The sequence below is a fragment of the Caulobacter sp. GW821-FHT09B11 genome, from assembly GCF_059418205.1.
The window spans coordinates 1-15,761 of the sequence record NZ_JBWKPK010000023.1 but is presented as its reverse complement, the minus strand read 5'-3'; the positions used below and the strand labels follow the sequence as shown (position 1 = coordinate 15,761).

18 protein-coding genes and 1 pseudogene are annotated in these 15,761 nt (G+C 69.3%); 10 read left to right on the top strand and 9 right to left on the bottom strand.

Going from position 1 to position 15,761, the window contains the following annotated elements; translation table 11 throughout:
- Positions 1-80 precede the first annotated feature (80 nt).
- Entirely contained in the window at positions 81-356 is a 276-nt protein-coding gene (locus AC07N1_RS17075) for a hypothetical protein (RefSeq protein WP_494672886.1), read from the top strand.
- Between the two features lie 126 nt (positions 357-482).
- Here AC07N1_RS17075 and AC07N1_RS17070 read toward each other — a convergent pair whose 3' ends face one another.
- Both AC07N1_RS17070 and AC07N1_RS17065 read right to left on the bottom strand, forming a co-directional pair.
- Positions 483-1,394 (bottom strand): Hsp33 family molecular chaperone, encoded by a 912-nt coding sequence (locus tag AC07N1_RS17070; RefSeq protein WP_494672885.1) that lies wholly within the window; start codon positions 1,392-1,394, stop codon positions 483-485.
- A gap of 169 nt (positions 1,395-1,563) precedes the next feature.
- A complete protein-coding gene (locus AC07N1_RS17065; protein ID WP_494672884.1) occupies positions 1,564-2,862 on the bottom strand; it encodes an amidohydrolase in 1,299 nt (432 codons plus the stop codon).
- A 121-nt stretch (positions 2,863-2,983) separates the two neighbouring features.
- On the opposite strand from AC07N1_RS17065, the gene AC07N1_RS17060 reads away from it, so the two are divergent.
- A complete protein-coding gene (locus AC07N1_RS17060; RefSeq protein ID WP_494672883.1) occupies positions 2,984-3,703 on the top strand; it encodes an NUDIX hydrolase in 720 nt (239 codons plus the stop codon).
- A gap of 12 nt (positions 3,704-3,715) precedes the next feature.
- On the opposite strand, the pseudogene AC07N1_RS17055 reads toward AC07N1_RS17060, so the two are convergent.
- Positions 3,716-3,835, bottom strand: a pseudogene (locus AC07N1_RS17055) (hypothetical protein); the annotation flags it as partial.
- 51 nt (positions 3,836-3,886) lie between these two features.
- Between AC07N1_RS17055 and AC07N1_RS17050 the strand changes: the two are divergent.
- The 3 genes from AC07N1_RS17050 to AC07N1_RS17040 all read left to right on the top strand — a co-directional run bounded on the left by AC07N1_RS17050 (position 3,887) and on the right by AC07N1_RS17040 (position 5,413).
- Positions 3,887-4,321, top strand: a complete 435-nt coding sequence (locus tag AC07N1_RS17050) for a DUF6265 family protein (RefSeq protein WP_494672882.1) — start codon at positions 3,887-3,889, stop codon at positions 4,319-4,321.
- Between the two features lie 81 nt (positions 4,322-4,402).
- Positions 4,403-4,570: a 50S ribosomal protein L33 gene (gene rpmG, locus AC07N1_RS17045; RefSeq protein ID WP_004620056.1), complete on the top strand. Its 168-nt coding sequence runs from the start codon at positions 4,403-4,405 to the stop codon at positions 4,568-4,570.
- Positions 4,571-4,660: 90 nt separating this feature from the next.
- Positions 4,661-5,413, top strand: coding sequence for a glutaminyl-peptide cyclotransferase (locus AC07N1_RS17040; protein ID WP_494672881.1), 753 nt, complete (start codon positions 4,661-4,663; stop codon positions 5,411-5,413).
- 175 nt (positions 5,414-5,588) lie between these two features.
- Here AC07N1_RS17040 and AC07N1_RS17035 read toward each other — a convergent pair whose 3' ends face one another.
- Together AC07N1_RS17035 and divK are read right to left on the bottom strand one after the other, a co-directional pair.
- Positions 5,589-6,953 (bottom strand): PleD family two-component system response regulator, encoded by a 1,365-nt coding sequence (locus AC07N1_RS17035; protein ID WP_494672880.1) that lies wholly within the window; start codon positions 6,951-6,953, stop codon positions 5,589-5,591.
- A 6-nt stretch (positions 6,954-6,959) separates the two neighbouring features.
- Positions 6,960-7,328 carry a cell-cycle response regulator DivK gene (gene divK, locus AC07N1_RS17030; RefSeq protein ID WP_487288354.1) on the bottom strand — a complete coding sequence of 123 codons (369 nt, stop codon included), beginning with the start codon at positions 7,326-7,328 and terminating at the stop codon, positions 6,960-6,962.
- A gap of 122 nt (positions 7,329-7,450) precedes the next feature.
- On the opposite strand from divK, the gene AC07N1_RS17025 reads away from it, so the two are divergent.
- Both AC07N1_RS17025 and AC07N1_RS17020 read left to right on the top strand, forming a co-directional pair.
- Entirely contained in the window at positions 7,451-8,107 is a 657-nt protein-coding gene (locus tag AC07N1_RS17025) for a hypothetical protein (protein ID WP_494672879.1), read from the top strand.
- Positions 8,104-9,360 carry a DNA polymerase IV gene (locus AC07N1_RS17020; RefSeq protein ID WP_494672878.1) on the top strand — a complete coding sequence of 419 codons (1,257 nt, stop codon included), beginning with the start codon at positions 8,104-8,106 and terminating at the stop codon, positions 9,358-9,360. Before AC07N1_RS17025 ends, AC07N1_RS17020 begins: the two co-directional genes overlap by 4 nt.
- Here the strand turns inward: AC07N1_RS17020 and AC07N1_RS17015 are convergent.
- A complete protein-coding gene (locus AC07N1_RS17015; protein WP_494672877.1) occupies positions 9,357-10,253 on the bottom strand; it encodes a LysR family transcriptional regulator ArgP in 897 nt (298 codons plus the stop codon). The genes AC07N1_RS17020 and AC07N1_RS17015 overlap by 4 nt on opposite strands.
- A 68-nt stretch (positions 10,254-10,321) precedes the next feature.
- Here AC07N1_RS17015 and AC07N1_RS17010 point away from each other — a divergent pair, with 68 nt between their 5' ends.
- From AC07N1_RS17010 to AC07N1_RS17000, 3 genes are all read left to right on the top strand, one after another.
- Positions 10,322-10,948: a LysE/ArgO family amino acid transporter gene (locus tag AC07N1_RS17010; RefSeq protein ID WP_494672876.1), complete on the top strand. Its 627-nt coding sequence runs from the start codon at positions 10,322-10,324 to the stop codon at positions 10,946-10,948.
- Positions 10,949-11,034: 86 nt separating this feature from the next.
- Complete coding sequence (locus AC07N1_RS17005) at positions 11,035-11,610, top strand: hypothetical protein (protein ID WP_494672875.1); 576 nt, start codon at positions 11,035-11,037, stop codon at positions 11,608-11,610.
- Positions 11,611-11,612: 2 nt separating this feature from the next.
- Positions 11,613-11,912, top strand: coding sequence for a winged helix-turn-helix domain-containing protein (locus AC07N1_RS17000; protein WP_494672874.1), 300 nt, complete (start codon positions 11,613-11,615; stop codon positions 11,910-11,912).
- Between the two features lie 37 nt (positions 11,913-11,949).
- Here the strand turns inward: AC07N1_RS17000 and rodA are convergent, their stop codons facing one another.
- From rodA to AC07N1_RS16985, 3 genes are read right to left on the bottom strand one after another with little or no spacing between them, the layout of a single operon-like run.
- Entirely contained in the window at positions 11,950-13,107 is a 1,158-nt protein-coding gene (gene rodA, locus AC07N1_RS16995) for a rod shape-determining protein RodA (protein WP_494672873.1), read from the bottom strand.
- Positions 13,104-15,140, bottom strand: coding sequence for a penicillin-binding protein 2 (gene mrdA / locus AC07N1_RS16990; RefSeq protein ID WP_494672872.1), 2,037 nt, complete (start codon positions 15,138-15,140; stop codon positions 13,104-13,106). The genes rodA and mrdA overlap by 4 nt, the downstream gene beginning before the upstream one ends.
- 4 nt (positions 15,141-15,144) lie before the next feature.
- Positions 15,145-15,654 (bottom strand): hypothetical protein, encoded by a 510-nt coding sequence (locus AC07N1_RS16985; RefSeq protein WP_487288365.1) that lies wholly within the window; start codon positions 15,652-15,654, stop codon positions 15,145-15,147.
- Positions 15,655-15,761: the final 107 nt, after the last annotated feature.

The window sequence follows — 15,761 nt, the reverse complement described above, 5'->3', positions numbered from 1 at the left end:
CTGCGCCGTTGCCAAGTAACGGCGTTACGCGTTTACTTCCTTTTGCGGCGTCAGACCGCGAAACATAGGGAGGTTGCGGCGTGGCCGACTACGAGCTGACCCTCATCAACCGAAGCGACGACACCCAGAACTCGACGGTCCTGGTGTTTTCCAAGGCCGCGACCAGGCCCGTCAGCCTGGCGCGCACGATCCCGCCGGGCGGCTCGTCGAAGATCAGCTTCAACAACCTCGAGCCCAACGCCCAGGCCTATCTGGTGCTGGGCGAGCCGCCGCACCTGGACGGCGACGCGCCGCCGGCCGGCTCGGTGCGGCTGGATCTCGACCTGACGCATGAGTACGTGATCGGGCGGGCGTAAGGGGGCGGCGCTAAAACCCCCTCAGTCGCTCCGCGACAGCTCCCCCAGAGGGGGAGCATCTTCTTGGTGCGGCGCTCCTAGATCCTCCCCCTCTGGGGGAGGTGGCCCGGAGGGCCGGAGGGGGCTTTAAGCCTCGCCGTTCGGCTCCAGCGCGTAGACCCGCGAGCAGTATTCGCAGGTCACGTGGATCTTGCCGTCCGGCTCGATCATCTCGGCCTTCTCCTCGGGCGAGAAGGACTGCAGCACCACGCCGATGCGCTCTTCCGAGCAGCGGCAGAAGGCGCGCAGCGGCTTTTCCTCGATCAGGCGCACGCCGTCCTCGTTGAACAGGCGCCACAGCAGGGTGGTGGTCGGCACGGTCGGGTCGACCAGTTCGTCCTCGCCCGTGGTCTCGAACAGCGCCTGGGCGTGGTTCCAGGCTTCCTTGGTCTCGCCGCGCGTCTCGTCGCCGGCGATGGTCTGGATCAGCACGCCGCCGGCGCGCCAGGTCGGGCCCTCGCCGGTGTCCACCTGGCCGACGGCCAGGCGCACGCGGGTCGGGATCTGCTCGGACTGCATGAAGTACTGCTCGGCGCACAAAGCCAGGCTCTCGCCCTCAATGGCGGTGACGCCCTGGTAGCGCTCCATGTCCGGCCCCTGGTCGAGGGTCATGATGAACACGCCGCCGCCCAGCAGGGTCTTGGCGCCCGGACGCGCGAAGCCTTCCGAGACGGCCGCCACCTCGGCCTCGTCGAACCGGCAATAGCCGCGCAGGCCGCCGGTGGTGTCGTAGTCGACCACGACATAGCGCACCGGGCCGTCGCCCTGGGCCTGGACGATAAGCCGGCCCTCGAACTTCAGGCTCGAGCCGACCAGGGCGGCCAGCGCGCAGGCCTCGCCCAGCAGGTTGGCCACCGGCTCGGGATAGGCGTGACGGGTCAGCACCTCGTTGACCGCCTCGCCCAGCCGCACGACGCGGCCGCGCACGGGCAGGCCTTCGATCTGGAAGGCGGAGACGAGGTCGTCGGGAACGGTGATCTGGGGGGCGGCGTCGCTCATGGGGCGGTTAGATAGGCGCTTTCCCAAAAAATGCGAGGGGGCGCCGCAAAACCCCCTCCGGCCCTCCGGGCCACCTCCCCCAGAGGGGGAGGATCTATCGGCGCCGGCTCCAAGATGCTCCCCCTTTGGGGGAGCTGTCGCGGAGCGACTGAGGGGGTCGCCGGAGGCGCTACTTCTTCGCCAAATAATCCAGCGCCATGAACACCTCGGCCTTCACGCCGGTCTCCAGCACCGCCTCGTCGATGTCGAAATACGGCGAGTGGTTGGCGGGCGCGCCGGCGGCGGGGACGTCGGCCTTGCGGCCGCCGAGCTGGACGAACACGGCCGGGACCTTCTGGCCGTAGAGGGAGAAGTCCTCGGCCCCGGTGACCAGGGCGGCCTGGTCGTCGACCTTGCCGGGCGAGGCCTTTTCCAGCGGGGCCTTGACCCACTTCGACAGGGCCGCGTCGTTCCAGGTGACCGGATAGGGCTGGGTGAACACCGCCTCGGCCTTGGCGCCGTAGCGGTCGCCGATGGCGGCCACGGCCTTCTGGGTCTTGGCGATCACTTCGGCCTTACGCTCGGCGGTGAAGGTGCGCAGGGTGCCGCTCATCACCAGGTCTTCGGGGATGATGTTGTTGCGCACGCCCATGTTGATGGTGGCGATGGTCAGGACGGTGGGCGAGGTCCCGACGTCGATCTGGCGGGCGGCGATCTGGTTCAGGGCCTGGACGATGTCGGCCGAGACGCTGGCCATGTCGATGCCGGCCCACGGACGCGCGCCGTGGGTCTGCTTGCCCTTCACCGTGATCGTGAGGCGGTCGGCGCCCGCGTAGAAGCCTTCGGGGCGGTAGTTCAGGGCGTGGGCGTCGCCGGGGCCGATATGGACGCCGAAGATGGCGTCGACCTTCGGGTTGTCGAGCGCCCCGTCGGCGATCATCAGCTTGGCGCCGCCCTCGTCGCCGGCCTGGGGGCCTTCCTCGGCGGGCTGGAAGATGAAGACGACCGTGCCGGCGATGTCGGCCTTCATGCCGGCCAGCACCGTGGCCGCGCCAAGCAGCATGGCCACGTGGGTGTCGTGGCCGCAGGCGTGCATGACGGGGACGGTCTTGCCTTCCCAGGTGGCCGTGGCCTTGGAGGCGAACGGCAGGCCGGTCTTTTCCAGCACCGGCAGGGCGTCCATGTCGGCGCGCAGGGCGACGACCTTGCCGGGCTTGCCGCCCTTCAGGATCCCGACCACGCCGGTCTTGCCGACGCCTTCGCGGACCTCCAGGCCCAGGGCCTTCAGCTCCTTGGCCACCAGGGCGGCGGTGCGGACCTCCTGGTTGCCCAGCTCGGGATGCTCGTGGACGTCGCGCCGCCAGGCCACGACCTTGGGCTGGGCCGCCTTGGCCGCGGCCTCGACCTTGGCCGTGGAGGGGGCCGCAAAGGCCGGAGCTGCCGCCATGACCGCCAGGGCCAGAACCGAAACCGTCGTACGCGCGCCCATTCCCGACTCCTTGAGAAGACTTTGCGGGCGAGCTTGGCGGTTCCGGCCGCCGGGTCAAGGCCGGCCATGCTTTCCCTAAGGAACGGCTTTGCAGAACTGTCGCGGAGACTAAGCTCCATCCATGACCGAGCCTGCTTTCGACTCCAAGGACGACGGCGAGGCGCTGGACCCCAGTTCCGGCGTCATCCGACCGCGCCACGCCGCCACCGTGATCGTGGTGCGCGACGACGGCCCCGCGCCGCGCGTGCTGATGGGCCGGCGCAATCGCGGCCACGCCTTCATGGCCAGCAAGTGGGTGTTCCCGGGCGGCCGCGTCGATCGCGGCGACTTCGACGCGCCGTCCGCGAGCGAGCTTTCTCCGGAGGTGGCCGAACGCCTGGCCAAGCATCCCAGGCACGCCTCCCCCGCCCGGCTGGCCCGCGCCCTGGCCCTGGCGGCGGTGCGCGAGACTTTTGAGGAGACGGGCCTGCTGCTGGCCAGGGCCGCTCCGGCGCGGCCCGGAGCCGGCGCCTGGCGGCCGTTCCTGGCCCAGGGCGCCCTGCCGGACCTGGCGCCGCTGAGCTTCGTGGCCCGCGCCATCACCCCGCCCTATCGCCCGCGCCGCTTCGACGCCCGCTTCTTCATGGCCCCGGCCAGCGCCCTCTTGAGCCTGGAGCGCCAGCCAGACTGCGGCGAGCTGGACGAGATCGCCTGGGTCAGCTTCGACGAGACCCGCGACCTCGACCTGCCCAGCATCACCCGCATGGTGCTGCGCGAGACCGCCCTGCAGATGAAGGACCCCGGCCGCCCGGCGCCGTTCATGCGCTTCCTGCGGGGCAATGCGGTGATGACGGAGCTGTAGCTCCCCCAATTCGTCATCCCGGGCGAAGGCGCGCAGCGCCGCAGACCCGGGACCCAGGGGTAACCGCACTGCGCCGGCCCCTGGGTCCCGGCTCTCCGCTTCGCTGCGGCCGGGATGACGAGCGTTGTTGCGGCGTGGCGGAAACTACGGCTCAGAATAACGCCCGCTCCTGGAGCCGCCGCCATGCTCGCCCTCCTCCTCGCCTTACAAACCGCCCCCATCGACCAGGCCGCCTTCCTGGCCGGCTGCTGGAAGCAGGCGCTGCCCAACGGCGTGATCGAGGAACAATGGCTCGCGCCCGGCGGCGGGATGATGCTGGGGATGAGCCGCACGGTGCGTGACGGCGAGGCGCGCGGATACGAATTCACCCGAATCCAGGTCGTCGACGGACGACTCACCTTCATCGCCCTGCCCTCGGGCCAGGCCCAAGGCGCCTTTCCGCTGAAGAGCGCCGCCGCGGGCGAGCTGGTGTTCGAGAACCTCGCCCACGACTTTCCGCAAAGAGTGATCTATCGCAGCCAAGGCCCGGACGGGCTTTTGGGCCGGATCGAGGGGCAAATCGACGGTAAGGCGCGGTCGGTGAATTTCCCTTACAAGCGATGCGCCGCCGGCAATTGACTTTGCCCCGTTCATGAGTATGTTCCGCGCCTCTCATTTCGACCGCGCGGGGACCTGCGCGATTACCGCAGGGATTCGACCATGGCCAAACCGGCTTCGATCAAGATCCGCCTGAACTCGACGGCGGACACCGGCTTCTTCTACGTCACCAAGAAGAACGCCCGCACCAAGACCGAAAAGATGGTGCTGAAGAAGTACGACCCGGTCGTGCGCAAGCACGTCGAATTCCGCGAAGGCAAGATCAAGTAAGATCGCCTCGTCGCACCGACGATTCTCGAAAACGCCCGGCGGCAACGTCGGGCGTTTTTGTTTTTCCGGCCTTGGTTCTAGGATCCCAGCGTGATCGTTCGCCTCGCCCTCGCCTTCAGCGTCCTCGCCGTCCTGCCCGCCTGCGCCCAGCCGGCGCCGGTGCAGAGCTACGAGGTGGTCCGCACCTATCCGCACGACCGTCAGGCCTTCACCGAGGGCCTGCTGTTCCGGGACGGCCAGCTCTACGAGAGCACGGGCCTCGAAGGCCGCTCGTGGGTGCGCCGGGTGACGTTGGAAACCGGGGCCGTGCAGCAGCAGGCCGACATGGACCCCAAATATTTCGGCGAGGGCATCGTCGATTGGGGCGACAAGCTGGTGCAGCTGACCTGGAAGGACGGGATCGGCTTCGTGCGCGACCGCGCGACCTTCGCCGTGAAATCGACCTTCAACTACACCGGCGAGGGCTGGGCGCTGACCCGCGACGACCGCCGGATCATCATGAGCGACGGCACCGACGAGCTGCGGTTCCTCGATCCGGCGACCCTGAAGGAGACCGGCCGGGTCAAGGTCACCGACGACGGCAAGCCGGTGGACCAGATCAACGAGCTGGAATTCATCAAGGGCGAGGTCTGGGCCAACATCTGGCAGACCGACGAGATCGTCCGCATCGATCCCAAGACCGGCAAGGTGGTCGGCCGCCTGGACCTTTCGGGCCTGCTGACGCCCGGCGAGGCCCTCCGCGCCGACGTGCTGAACGGCATCGCCTATGACGCCAAGGGCGACCGGATCTTCGTGACCGGGAAATTCTGGCCGTGGCTGTTCGAGATCAAGGTTGGGAAGTAGCTCCACCCTTTCTCCCGCCTCTTTCAATGCTTCCCTGGGCCTTGCGCCCAGGGCCCATGTTTCAGCCGCCGAGATTTGAGCAGCACATCCGCGATCTGAGCGGCGGCGCGATAGACCCTGGGCACAAGGCCCAGGGAGGCATGCTGGGGATGGAAGATGAAGAGGCGAAGCCGCCTCAGGCCGCCTTGCCCACCACGGCGTTGCGCCCCGAGGCCTTGGCCTCGTAGACGCCGCTGTCGGCGCGCTTGAGCAGGGCTTCGGGGGTGTCGCCCGGGCCGGTGGTGGCCGAGACGCCGACCGAGATGGTCACCGTCAGCAGTTCCTGGCCGCCGGCCACGCGGAACGGCGAGCCGGCCACGTGCATGCGGATGCGCTCGGCGATGCGCACGGCGTCGACCAGCTGGGTGTCGGGCATGATCACCGTGAACTCCTCGCCGCCGAAGCGGCAAGGCAGGTCGATGGCGCGGACGTTCGAGGCCAGGCGCAGGGCGAACTCGCGCAGCACCTCGTCGCCGACGTCGTGGCCGAAGCCGTCGTTGATCTTCTTGAAGTAGTCGATGTCGATCATCAGCGCCGACACCGGGTCGCCGCCCATGGTGGCGCGGTTGACCAGGGCCGACAGCTGGCCGGTCATGTAGCGACGGTTGTGCAGGCCGGTCAGCGGATCGGTGACGGCCAACTCCAGCGAGTGGTCGAGATTGTTGCGCAGATAATCGGTGTAGCGCTTGAGCCGCACCTGGGTGCGGGCGCGGGCGGCCAGCTCCTGCGGGTCGATCGGGCGCGGCAGCACGTCGTTGACGCCCAGGTCCAGCGCCTTGACCATCCGGGGGCGATCGTCGGGATCGACGACGGCCAGGATCGGCAGGTGCCGGGTGCGCTCGTTCGAGCGCAGGGTGGCGGCGAAGCGCAGGCCGTCGAAGCTGCGGGCCGCGGCGTTGACGATGACCAGGTCGACCGGTCCGCCGGCGCTGACCTCGGCCTTGGCCGGATCGATCTCGACCACCGGACGGTGCTCGACCGCCAGTTCGGCGGCCACGCGCTGGGCCTGACGGTCGTTGTCGTCGACGATCAGCACCCGGCCGCCGACGCCGTCGAGGCGGGTGGCGGCGCCGGCGATCACGCCGATGCGGCGGCCCGAGGCCTCACGCTGGCGCAGTTCGTCGATGACCATCTTCAGGCGGGTCGAGCTGCGCACCCGGGCGAACAGCATGACGTCGTCGATGGGTTTCGTAAGAAAGTCGGCGGCGCCGGCCTCCAGCCCCTGGATGCGGTCGGCGCGGCCGTCCAGCGCCGTGACCAGCACCACGGGGATGTGGCGGGTCGTGGGGTCTTCCTTGAGCCTGCGGCAGACGGTGAAGCCGTCCATGCCGGGCATCATCACGTCGAGCAGGATGATGTCGGGCAGTTCCTCGGCCGCCTTGGCCAAGGCGGTCGGGCCGTCATAGGCGCAGGAGACCTGATAATACTCGGCCGAAAGCTTGGCCTCGAGCAGGCGCACATTGGCCTCGATGTCGTCGACGACGAGGATTCGCGCGCTCACGGCCTGTTACCTCTCCAGCAGTCGGCGAATGGTTTCGAGGAAGTGCGTCACCGAGATGGGCTTCGAGATGTAAGCCTCGCAGCCGCCCTCGCGAATCCGCTCCTCGTCGCCCTTCATCGCAAATGCCGTAACGGCGACGACTGGGATATGTGACAGATCGTCGTCCTCCTTGAGCCACTTGGTCACTTCCAGGCCCGAAATCTCGGGCAACTGGATGTCCATGAGGATCAAATTGGGGCGATGCTCACGGGCGATCGACAACGCCTGCAGGCCCTCACGGGTCTGCAGGGTCTCATAGCCCTGGGCTTCGAGCAGATCATGAAAGAGCTTCATGTTCAGCTCGTTATCCTCGACGATGAGGACCTTCTTCGTCATCCTGACCCCGACCATACGGTCCGTGGCGACACGTGAGGGATTCGCGTCGCTTCTTCATCCTCAGATCGCACGAATATCCTTAAGCCCGCGCTAATCGCGTTTCCAACGCCCGATTGCAGATCATGGACCCCTGCTCCCTAGACCTTAAGGCCTGCACGCTCGATACGCACCGTCCGCTCGTCATCGTGGATGTCGACGAGGTGCTGGCCCAGTTCATGGCCGGCTTCGGCGCGTTCATCGGCCGGCACGGCTTCGAGCTGCGCGTCGACCGCTTCGCCCTGTTCCAGAACATCTATCGCCCCGGCGAGACCGAGCACCTGGACCTGATCGCCGGCCGGGCGCTGTTCGACGACTTCTTCCGCGACGGCGGCGAGGATCTGGAGCCGGCCGAGGGGGCGGCCGACGCCCTGGCCGACCTGTCGCTGGACGCCAATGTGGTGATCCTGACCAACGCCCCCGAGCATGGCCGCCAGACCCGGGCCAAATGGCTGAAGACCCACGGCTTCGACTATCCGCTGGTGATCAATTCAGGCCCCAAGGGTCCGTCGGCCGCGCAGCTGGCCGGACGGGTCGAGGCGCCGGCGGTGTTCATCGACGACCTGCTGCCGCAACTCGAATCGGTGGCCGCCAGCGCGCCCCGCGTGGGCCGCTTCCAGATGGTGGCCGACGAGCGCCTGCGCCCGCTGGCCCCCAGCGCTCCCGACCGTCACGCCCGCATCGACCTGTGGCCCGACCTGAAGGTCGCCATTCGCGAGGCGCTGGCGCTCGAAGGCCGATGAAAGCGCTTTGCCGCGATTGCCTGTGGAGCGGCGAGCGCAAGGCGCCGCGCTGCCCGTCGTGCGGCTCGCCGCGCACGGTCTTCCACGAGGAGCTCGGCCGGCTGTCGATGGCCCACCTGGACTGCGACGCCTTCTACGCCTCGGTGGAAAAGCGCGACGATCCGTCGCTGCGCGACAAGCCGGTGATCGTCGGCGGCGGCAAGCGCGGGGTCGTGACCACGGCCTGCTACATCGCCCGGATGAGCGGCGCGCGCTCGGCCATGCCGATGTACAAGGCGCTGCAGCTGTGCCCCGATGCCGTGGTCATCAAGCCCAACTTCGCCAAGTACAAGCACGAGAGCGCGCTGATCATGGCCCGCCTCTCCAACCTGACGCCGCTGGTCCAGCCGCTGTCGCTGGACGAGGCCTGGATCGATCTTTCCGGCACCGAGCGCCTGCACGGCGCGCCGCCGGCGGTGATGCTGGCCAAGGTGCAGAAGGAGATCGAGGCCGAGCAGAACCTGACGGTCTCGGTGGGCCTGGCCCCCAACAAGTTCCTGGCCAAGATCGCCTCGGAGCTGGACAAGCCGCGCGGCTTCTCGGCGATCGGCGCGGCCGAGGCGGTGGCGTTCCTGGCGCCCAAGCCGGTGTCGATCCTGCCGGGCGTGGGCCCGGCCACCGTGACCAGCCTGGCCGGCCTTGGCCTGCGCACGGTCGGCGACATCGCCAATGCCGACCTCAAGATGCTGGCCAAGGAGCTGGGCGCGGGCGGGCTGCGGCTGCACCGGCTGGCCCAGGGCGAGGACGCCCGCGTCGTCGATCCCGACGGCGTGCGCAAGACGATCAGCGCCGAGACCACCTTCAACGACGACCTCTTCCGTCGCGAGGACCTGGAGGACCAGCTCTGGCCCCTGTGCGAGAAGGTCGCCCGCCAGGTGCGCCGCGAGGAAGTGGCCGGCCGGGTGGCGACGCTGAAGCTGCGCACCCCCGACTTCAAGATCCACACCCGCCGCCGCACCCTGCCCGTCCCCACCCAGACGGCCCAGACCCTGTTCCAGGTGGCGCGCGAGCTTCTGGCGGCCGAGCCGGCCGGCCGGTCCTATCGCTTGATCGGGGCGGGCCTGACCGAGTTCGTCCCCGCCGCCGGCGCGGCCGACGACTTCTTCGCCGGCGACGAGCGCCGGGCGCTGAAGAGCGAGACCGCCATCGACGCCCTGCGCGGCAAGTTCGGCCTTGGCGCCGTCGTCACCGGCCGGGCGCTGAAGAACCGCTAGGCGGCCGCAAGGGCCTCTCCCGCCGTCGTCCGCACCGCCAGGGTCAGCTGGTCGAGCAGCCGCGCGGACAGCCGCGTGCGCTGCCAGTACAGCGCCACGGCGATGGAGCGCTTGGGCGGCAGTTCCACCAGGCGTCCGGCGTCCAGATGCGGCTTGGCAAGAACGCGCGGCGTCATCGCCCAACCCAGGCCGGCCAGGTTCATGTCCAGCATGCCTTGGGTGGCCGGGGTGAAGTGGACGGGACCGGTCGGCTTCACGCCGAGCGCCTCCTGCGCCCAGCGGGCCTGCAGGCCGTCGCGGCGGTCGAAACGCAGCATCGGGGCCGTGCGCAGGCTGTCGCCGTTCACCCCGCCCGCGAAGAACCGGGCGACGAAGTCGGGGCTGGCGGTGGCGACATAGTCGATCGCGCCCAGCGGATAGGTGCGGCAGCCCTGGACCGGTGCGGGATCGGCGGTGACGGCCGCCAGCACCTGGCCGTCGCGCAGGCGCTCGGCGGTATGGGCCTCGTCGTCCATGACCAGATCCAGCATGGCCCCGGTCTGCACCGCGAACCGGGCGGCCGCCTGCGGGAACCAGGTGCTGACGCTGTCGGCGTTGACCGCGATCCGCAGCACGGCCGGGCCGGCGTCCGGGGTGGCCAGGCGCGGCAGGTCGGCGACGAGGTCGCTTTCCAGCAGCCGAACCTGCTCGACATGGGCGCACAGCCTGGCGCCGACCGCCGTGGGTCGACAGGGCTGGCCCCGTGTCAGCAGCACCGCGCCCAGGCGCTCCTCCAGGCCCTTCACCCGCTGCGAGACCGCCGAGGGGGTGACACCCAGCGCCGCGGCGGCCTTGTCGAAGGCGCCCTCGCGGGCCACGGCCGCCAGGGCGGCCAGGGACGCATAGTCCAGCATTAGACAACCTAAATTCGATTTAGCATCCTTAGTTAGACTACAGCGGCGGCGGGCGGCATCAAGCCGCCATGACCAGCGCCCTCCTCCCTGCTTTCATCAAGGGCTTCGCCCTCTCCGCCGGCCTGATCGTCGCCATCGGCGCCCAGAACATGTTCGTGCTGCGCCAGGGGCTGAAGCGCGAGCACGTGCTGCCGATCGTGCTGTTCTGCGCCCTGGCCGACGCCAGCCTCATCGTGGCCGGGGTCAGCGGCCTTGGCCAGGTGCTGGCCCTGGTTCCCGCGCTGTCGCTGATCCTCAGCCTGGGCGGGGCGGCGTTCCTGGCCTGGTACGGGGTGAGCGCCCTGCGCCGCGCCGCCAGCCCCGCCGCCCTGGTGGTCGCCGACCAGGCGGGCCTGACCCTGGGGGCGGCCCTGGCCGGGACGGCGGCCTTCACCTTCCTGAACCCGCACGTCTACATCGACACCGTCATGCTGATGGGGGCGGTGGGGGCCAGCCTGCCGACGGGCGAGCGGCCGCTGTTCATGGCCGGCGCGGCCCTGGCCAGTCTGGCGTGGTTCTCGGGACTAGGCTTCGGCGCCCGCTTCCTGACGCCGCTGTTCGCGCGGCCCGCGGCCTGGCGCGTGCTCGACCTCTGCATCGGCGTGGTGATGCTGGTTCTGGCGGCCAGCCTCCTGGTCGGCGCGGCCGGCGGCTGACCAACCTCAGAGAACTCTGCTTGACAGAGTAATTGATCGACATCACTCTGCACCACAGAGGGCCTGAGCGCCCCATGGAGGATGTGATGGTGCTGACCAAGGACGAAGCCGCCGCCGCGCTGGCCGAGATAGACACGACCACCCGCCGCAGCGGCATGCTCAAGGGCTATCGCATCGGCGGGCCGATCCTGATGCTGTGGAGCGTGATCTGGGCCCTGGGCTATCTGAACATGGGCCTGCTGGCGCCGGCGTTCTGGAGCTGGACCTGGTTCGGGCTGGACGCCGTCGGCGTCATCGGCAGCGTGCTCCTGGCCCAGCGGCTCAAGGGCCAGGCGGGCGTGGCCGGCAAGAACGGCGGGGCCGACGTCACCAGCCTGCGCATGCTGGGCGGCATGGGCGTGGTGATGCTGTTCGTCCTGGCGGTGTTCTCGGTGCTGAGGCCGACCGACCCGGCCGGCTATCTCGCCTTCCCCGGCCTGCTGGTCGGCACGATCTACGCCGGGGTCGGGGTGTTCCTGGCCCGCCGCTACCTGCTGGTCGGCGCGGTGATGTTCGCCCTCACCCTGATCGGCTTCTACGCCTTCAAGGAATACCTGGCCTTCTGGATGGCCAGCGCCAGCGCGGCGCTGTTCGTCAGCGGCGTCTGGCTGGCGAGGGCCTGACCATGGCGCAAGCAGACGACCTGATCCACCAGCCCCTGCGCCTGAAGATCATGGCCGCCCTCTATGCCGAACGGCAGGGCGAGCCGCTGGAGTTCTCGCGGCTGAAGACCATCACCGAGGCCACCGACGGCAACCTCGGCAGCCACCTGACGGCCCTGGAAAAGGCCGGCTATGTCGAGATCCTGAAGGACCATGTCGGCAAGCGCCCCCGCACCCGCGTCAAGGCGACCCAGACCGGCTCCAAGGCCTTCCGCGGCCACGTCGCCTATCTGCGCGAACTGGTCGAGGGCGTTCAGGACTAGAGCAAGACGCGGCGGGGCCCATGGCCCCGCCGTCGTCCTACATCAGCGAGCCCTTGCCGCTGGTGACTTCGGTGTAGCGGTGCACGCGCACGGCCTGCACGAGGCCGAAGCCGATCATCACCGTCATCATCACGGTGCCGCCGTAGGACAGCATCGGCATGGGCACGCCCACCACCGGCGCCAGGCCCATGACCATGGCCCCGTTGATCAGCACGTAGAGGGCGAAGGTCGCCGTCACGCCCGAGGCCGCCAGGCGTCCGAAGTGGCTGTGGCTGATCGAAGCGATGCGCAGGGCCATGAAGATCACCACGCCGTAGAGCGCCAGCACCCACAGGCAGCCGACGAAGCCGAACTCCTCTGCCAGGGTGGCGAAGATGAAGTCGGTCTGCTTTTCCGGCAGGAAGTTCAGCTGGCTCTGCGAGCCCAGGCCGAAGCCCTTGCCCAGCAGGCCGCCCGAGCCCAGGGCGATCTTCGACTGGTAGATGTGGTAGCCCGAGCCCGACTGGTCGGCCTCGGGGTTGAGGAAGGTCAGCACCCGCTTGCGCTGGTAGTCGTGCAGCACGAACAGCACGAACGGCGGGATGGCCACCAGGGCGCCGATGACGCCGGCGGCGATCACTCGCCAGGACAGGCCCGCAAGGATGACGATGGCCAGGCCCGTCAGGGCGATCAGCATGGCGGTGCCGAGGTCGGGCTGGTGGGCCACCAGCAGCACCGGCGCGCCGATCATCGCCGCGGGGACCAGCAGCCGCCACGAGAACCGGGCGCTGTCGGCCGACAGGCCGTGATAATAGCGGGCCAGGGCCAGCACGACGCCCAGCTTCATGATCTCGGACGGCTGGAAGCGGAAGCCGCCGATCGACAGCCAGCGCTGGGCCCCCAGCGACACGTCGCCGATCGCCTCCACCGCCACCAGCAGCAGCAGGCCGATGATGTAGACGGGATAGGCCAGCGAGAACCAGACCCGCAGGTCGATCATCGCCAGCACGATCATCATCACGAAGTAGAGGCCAAAGCGCAGCAGGTGCTTGTCGGCCCAGGGCTCCCACGAGGCCCCGGCGATCGAGAACAGCATCAGCGCCCCCGAGCCCGCGATCAGGCACAGGAGCAGGCAGAAGGTCCAGTCGATCTCCATGAACTTGATGATCGGCCGGTCGCGTTCGCCGGGCCGGGAGAGGCCGCCGCTGAGGGTCATATGTGGCCTCCTGGCGCGCCGGCGGGCGGGGTCGTCGCCTCGGGCGGGGGCGGCGCGCCCTCCTCCGGCTCTTCGGGAGCCGCGCCTTCGACGACGCCGTCGACGGTTTCGACCGGAGCCTCGGGCAGAGGCATCGGCTTTTCGATGCGGGCGCGGATCTCGGGGTCCTTCAGCAGGGCCACGCGCATCACCTCGCGCGCGCGCGGGGCGCCGGCGGTGGCGCCGCCCATGCCGCCGTGCTCGACGATGACCACCACCACGTAGCGCGGCGCGTCATAGGGCGCGAAGGCCACGAACAGGTTGTGGTCCTTGAGCTTCCACGTGTAGCTGGCGTTGTTGCGGGTCTTGACCTTGTCGTAGCTGCGCACCTGCGCCGTGCCGGTCTTGCCGGCCATCTGCACGTCGCCCAGACCCAGCTGGCTCTGGCGATAGGCCGTGCCGCGCACGTCGTTGGCCACGGCCGCCATGCCGCCGCGGACATATTCCAGGTGCTCCTTGGAGAACGGCAGGTCGGGCACGGCCGCGCCGCTGGGCTGCTCGACCCCGCCCACCGACTTCACCAGGCGCGGCACCAGGGCCTTCTGGCCGTTGGCCAGGCGCGCGGTCATGACGGCCAGTTGCAGGGCGTTGACGTTCAGCGCCCCCTGCCCGATCCCGTAGCTGGGGGTCTCGCCCGGAAACCAGATCTGGTTGGCCGGATTGCGCTTGAAGGCCCGCTTCTTCCATTCGCGGTCGGGCACCAGGCCCTTCTTCTGGCCGGGAATGCCGATGTCGAAGGTCTGGCCGAAGCCGACGGCGCGCGCGGCGTTGGCGATGGCGTCGGGGCCGATCTTCAGCGCCGTCTGGTAGAAGTAGATGTCGCACGAGTTCTTGATGGCGTCGTGCATGTTCTGGGCGCCGTGGCCGCCCTTCTGCCAGCAGCGCCAGGTGCGGCCGCCATAGTACCAGCTGCCGCCGCAGTTGACGCGGACCTCCGGATCGATGCCGGCCGCCAGGGCCGCCAGGCCCACGGTCGGCTTGAAGGTCGAGCCGGGCGGATAGGTGCCGCTCAGCGCCTTGTCGAGCAGCGGCTTGCGCTCGTACTCCGACAGCGCCTTGTACTCGGCCCCCGACAGGCCCTTGACGAAGCGGTTGGCGTCGAAGCTGGGGGCCGAGACCATGGCCAGCAGGTCGCCGTTGCGGCAATCCATCACCACGATGGCGCCGCTCTCCTCGCCCATCACCTCGAGGGCGCGGTTCTGGATGTCGGCGTCGAGGGTGAGGCGCACTTCCTTGCCGGGCGTCGGCGGAATATCGCCGGCCGGATCCAGGCTGACCACGCGGCCTTGCGCGTCGACCTCGGCCTTGATGGCCCCCGCGCGGCCCCGCAGGTCCAGGTCGAAAGCCTTCTCCACGCCCTGGCGACCGATGCGGAAGCCGGGATTGTGCAGCAGTTCCTGGTCCTGCGTCGGATCCTTGCGGGCCGCGTCGACATCCTTGTCGGAGACCTTGGCGACATAGCCGATCACGTGGGCGAAGGCGCCGCCGAACGGATAGACCCGCACCTCGCCCATGTCGGCGCTGATGTTGGGCAGCTCGGGCGCGCGGATGTTGATCCGGGAGAACTCCTCCCAGCTCATGTCCTCCATCACCACCACCGGCGCCTTGCGCGGGGCGTTGTTGACTTCCCTGAGCAGGCGGGCGCGGCGCGTGCCGTCGATGGGCACCAAGGTCGCCAGGTCGTCGAGGGTCGCCTCGACGTCCATGCCCTTCTCCTTGATCACCATCAGGCGGAAGTTGGGACGGTTCGAAGCCAGGGCCACGCCGTTGCGGTCGAGGATCAGGCCGCGCGGCGGCGGCACCAGGCGGTAGTTGAACTGGTTGCCGGCCGAAAGCTTCTGGTAGCGCTGGGCTTCCACCAGCTGCAGCTGGGCCAGGCGTCCGGTCAGGGCCAGCAGGCCCAGGCCCGCGAAGCCGCCCAGCAGGAAGGCCCGGCGGTGGAAGACACCCTGCCGCTCGTTGACCTCGAAGAAGAAGATCGACGGTTCGCTCATCGCCTCACCGGAACCGGACGTCGGCGTCTTCGAAGCGATCGATCAGCCGGTGCGCGAACGGGAACAGCAGCGCCGTGACCAGGAACTGCCAGAACACCGCCACCAGGCTGGGCATGGCCAGGCTGTCCATCATCGTGAACAGGAAGCCGGCGCTCATCGAGACGGCGCAGGCCCCGGCGTACCAGGCCCACATCATCGGACGGCTCTGGCCGGTCAGCATGTTGCGCGCCGCCAGCACCGAGGCGTAGGCGACCAGCAGCGACAGGCCCCAAAGGCCGGTCGGCCCGCCCCAGAAGGTGTCGAGGAACAGGCCCAGCACCAGCAGGGCGAACGGGGCCAGGATCGAGGGCCGGATCACGGCCCAGGCGAAGGCCGGGACCATGGCGAACACCGGCTCGGGCAGTTGCAGGCCCCACATGCGGATCGGCGCGGCGAAAGCCAGCGTCGCCAGGATCACGAACAGCATGGGAACGCCCAGCCAGCGCCCCGGATTGAGGGGCCGGGCGCCGGTCATTGCGGCGTCCTGGCCGGAGCGGCCGGAGGCGTCGTCGTCGCGGCGGGCGGCCTGGCCGGCGTGGCGGCGCCGGCCGTCGCGGGCTTGGGCGCGGCGGGCTTCGGAGC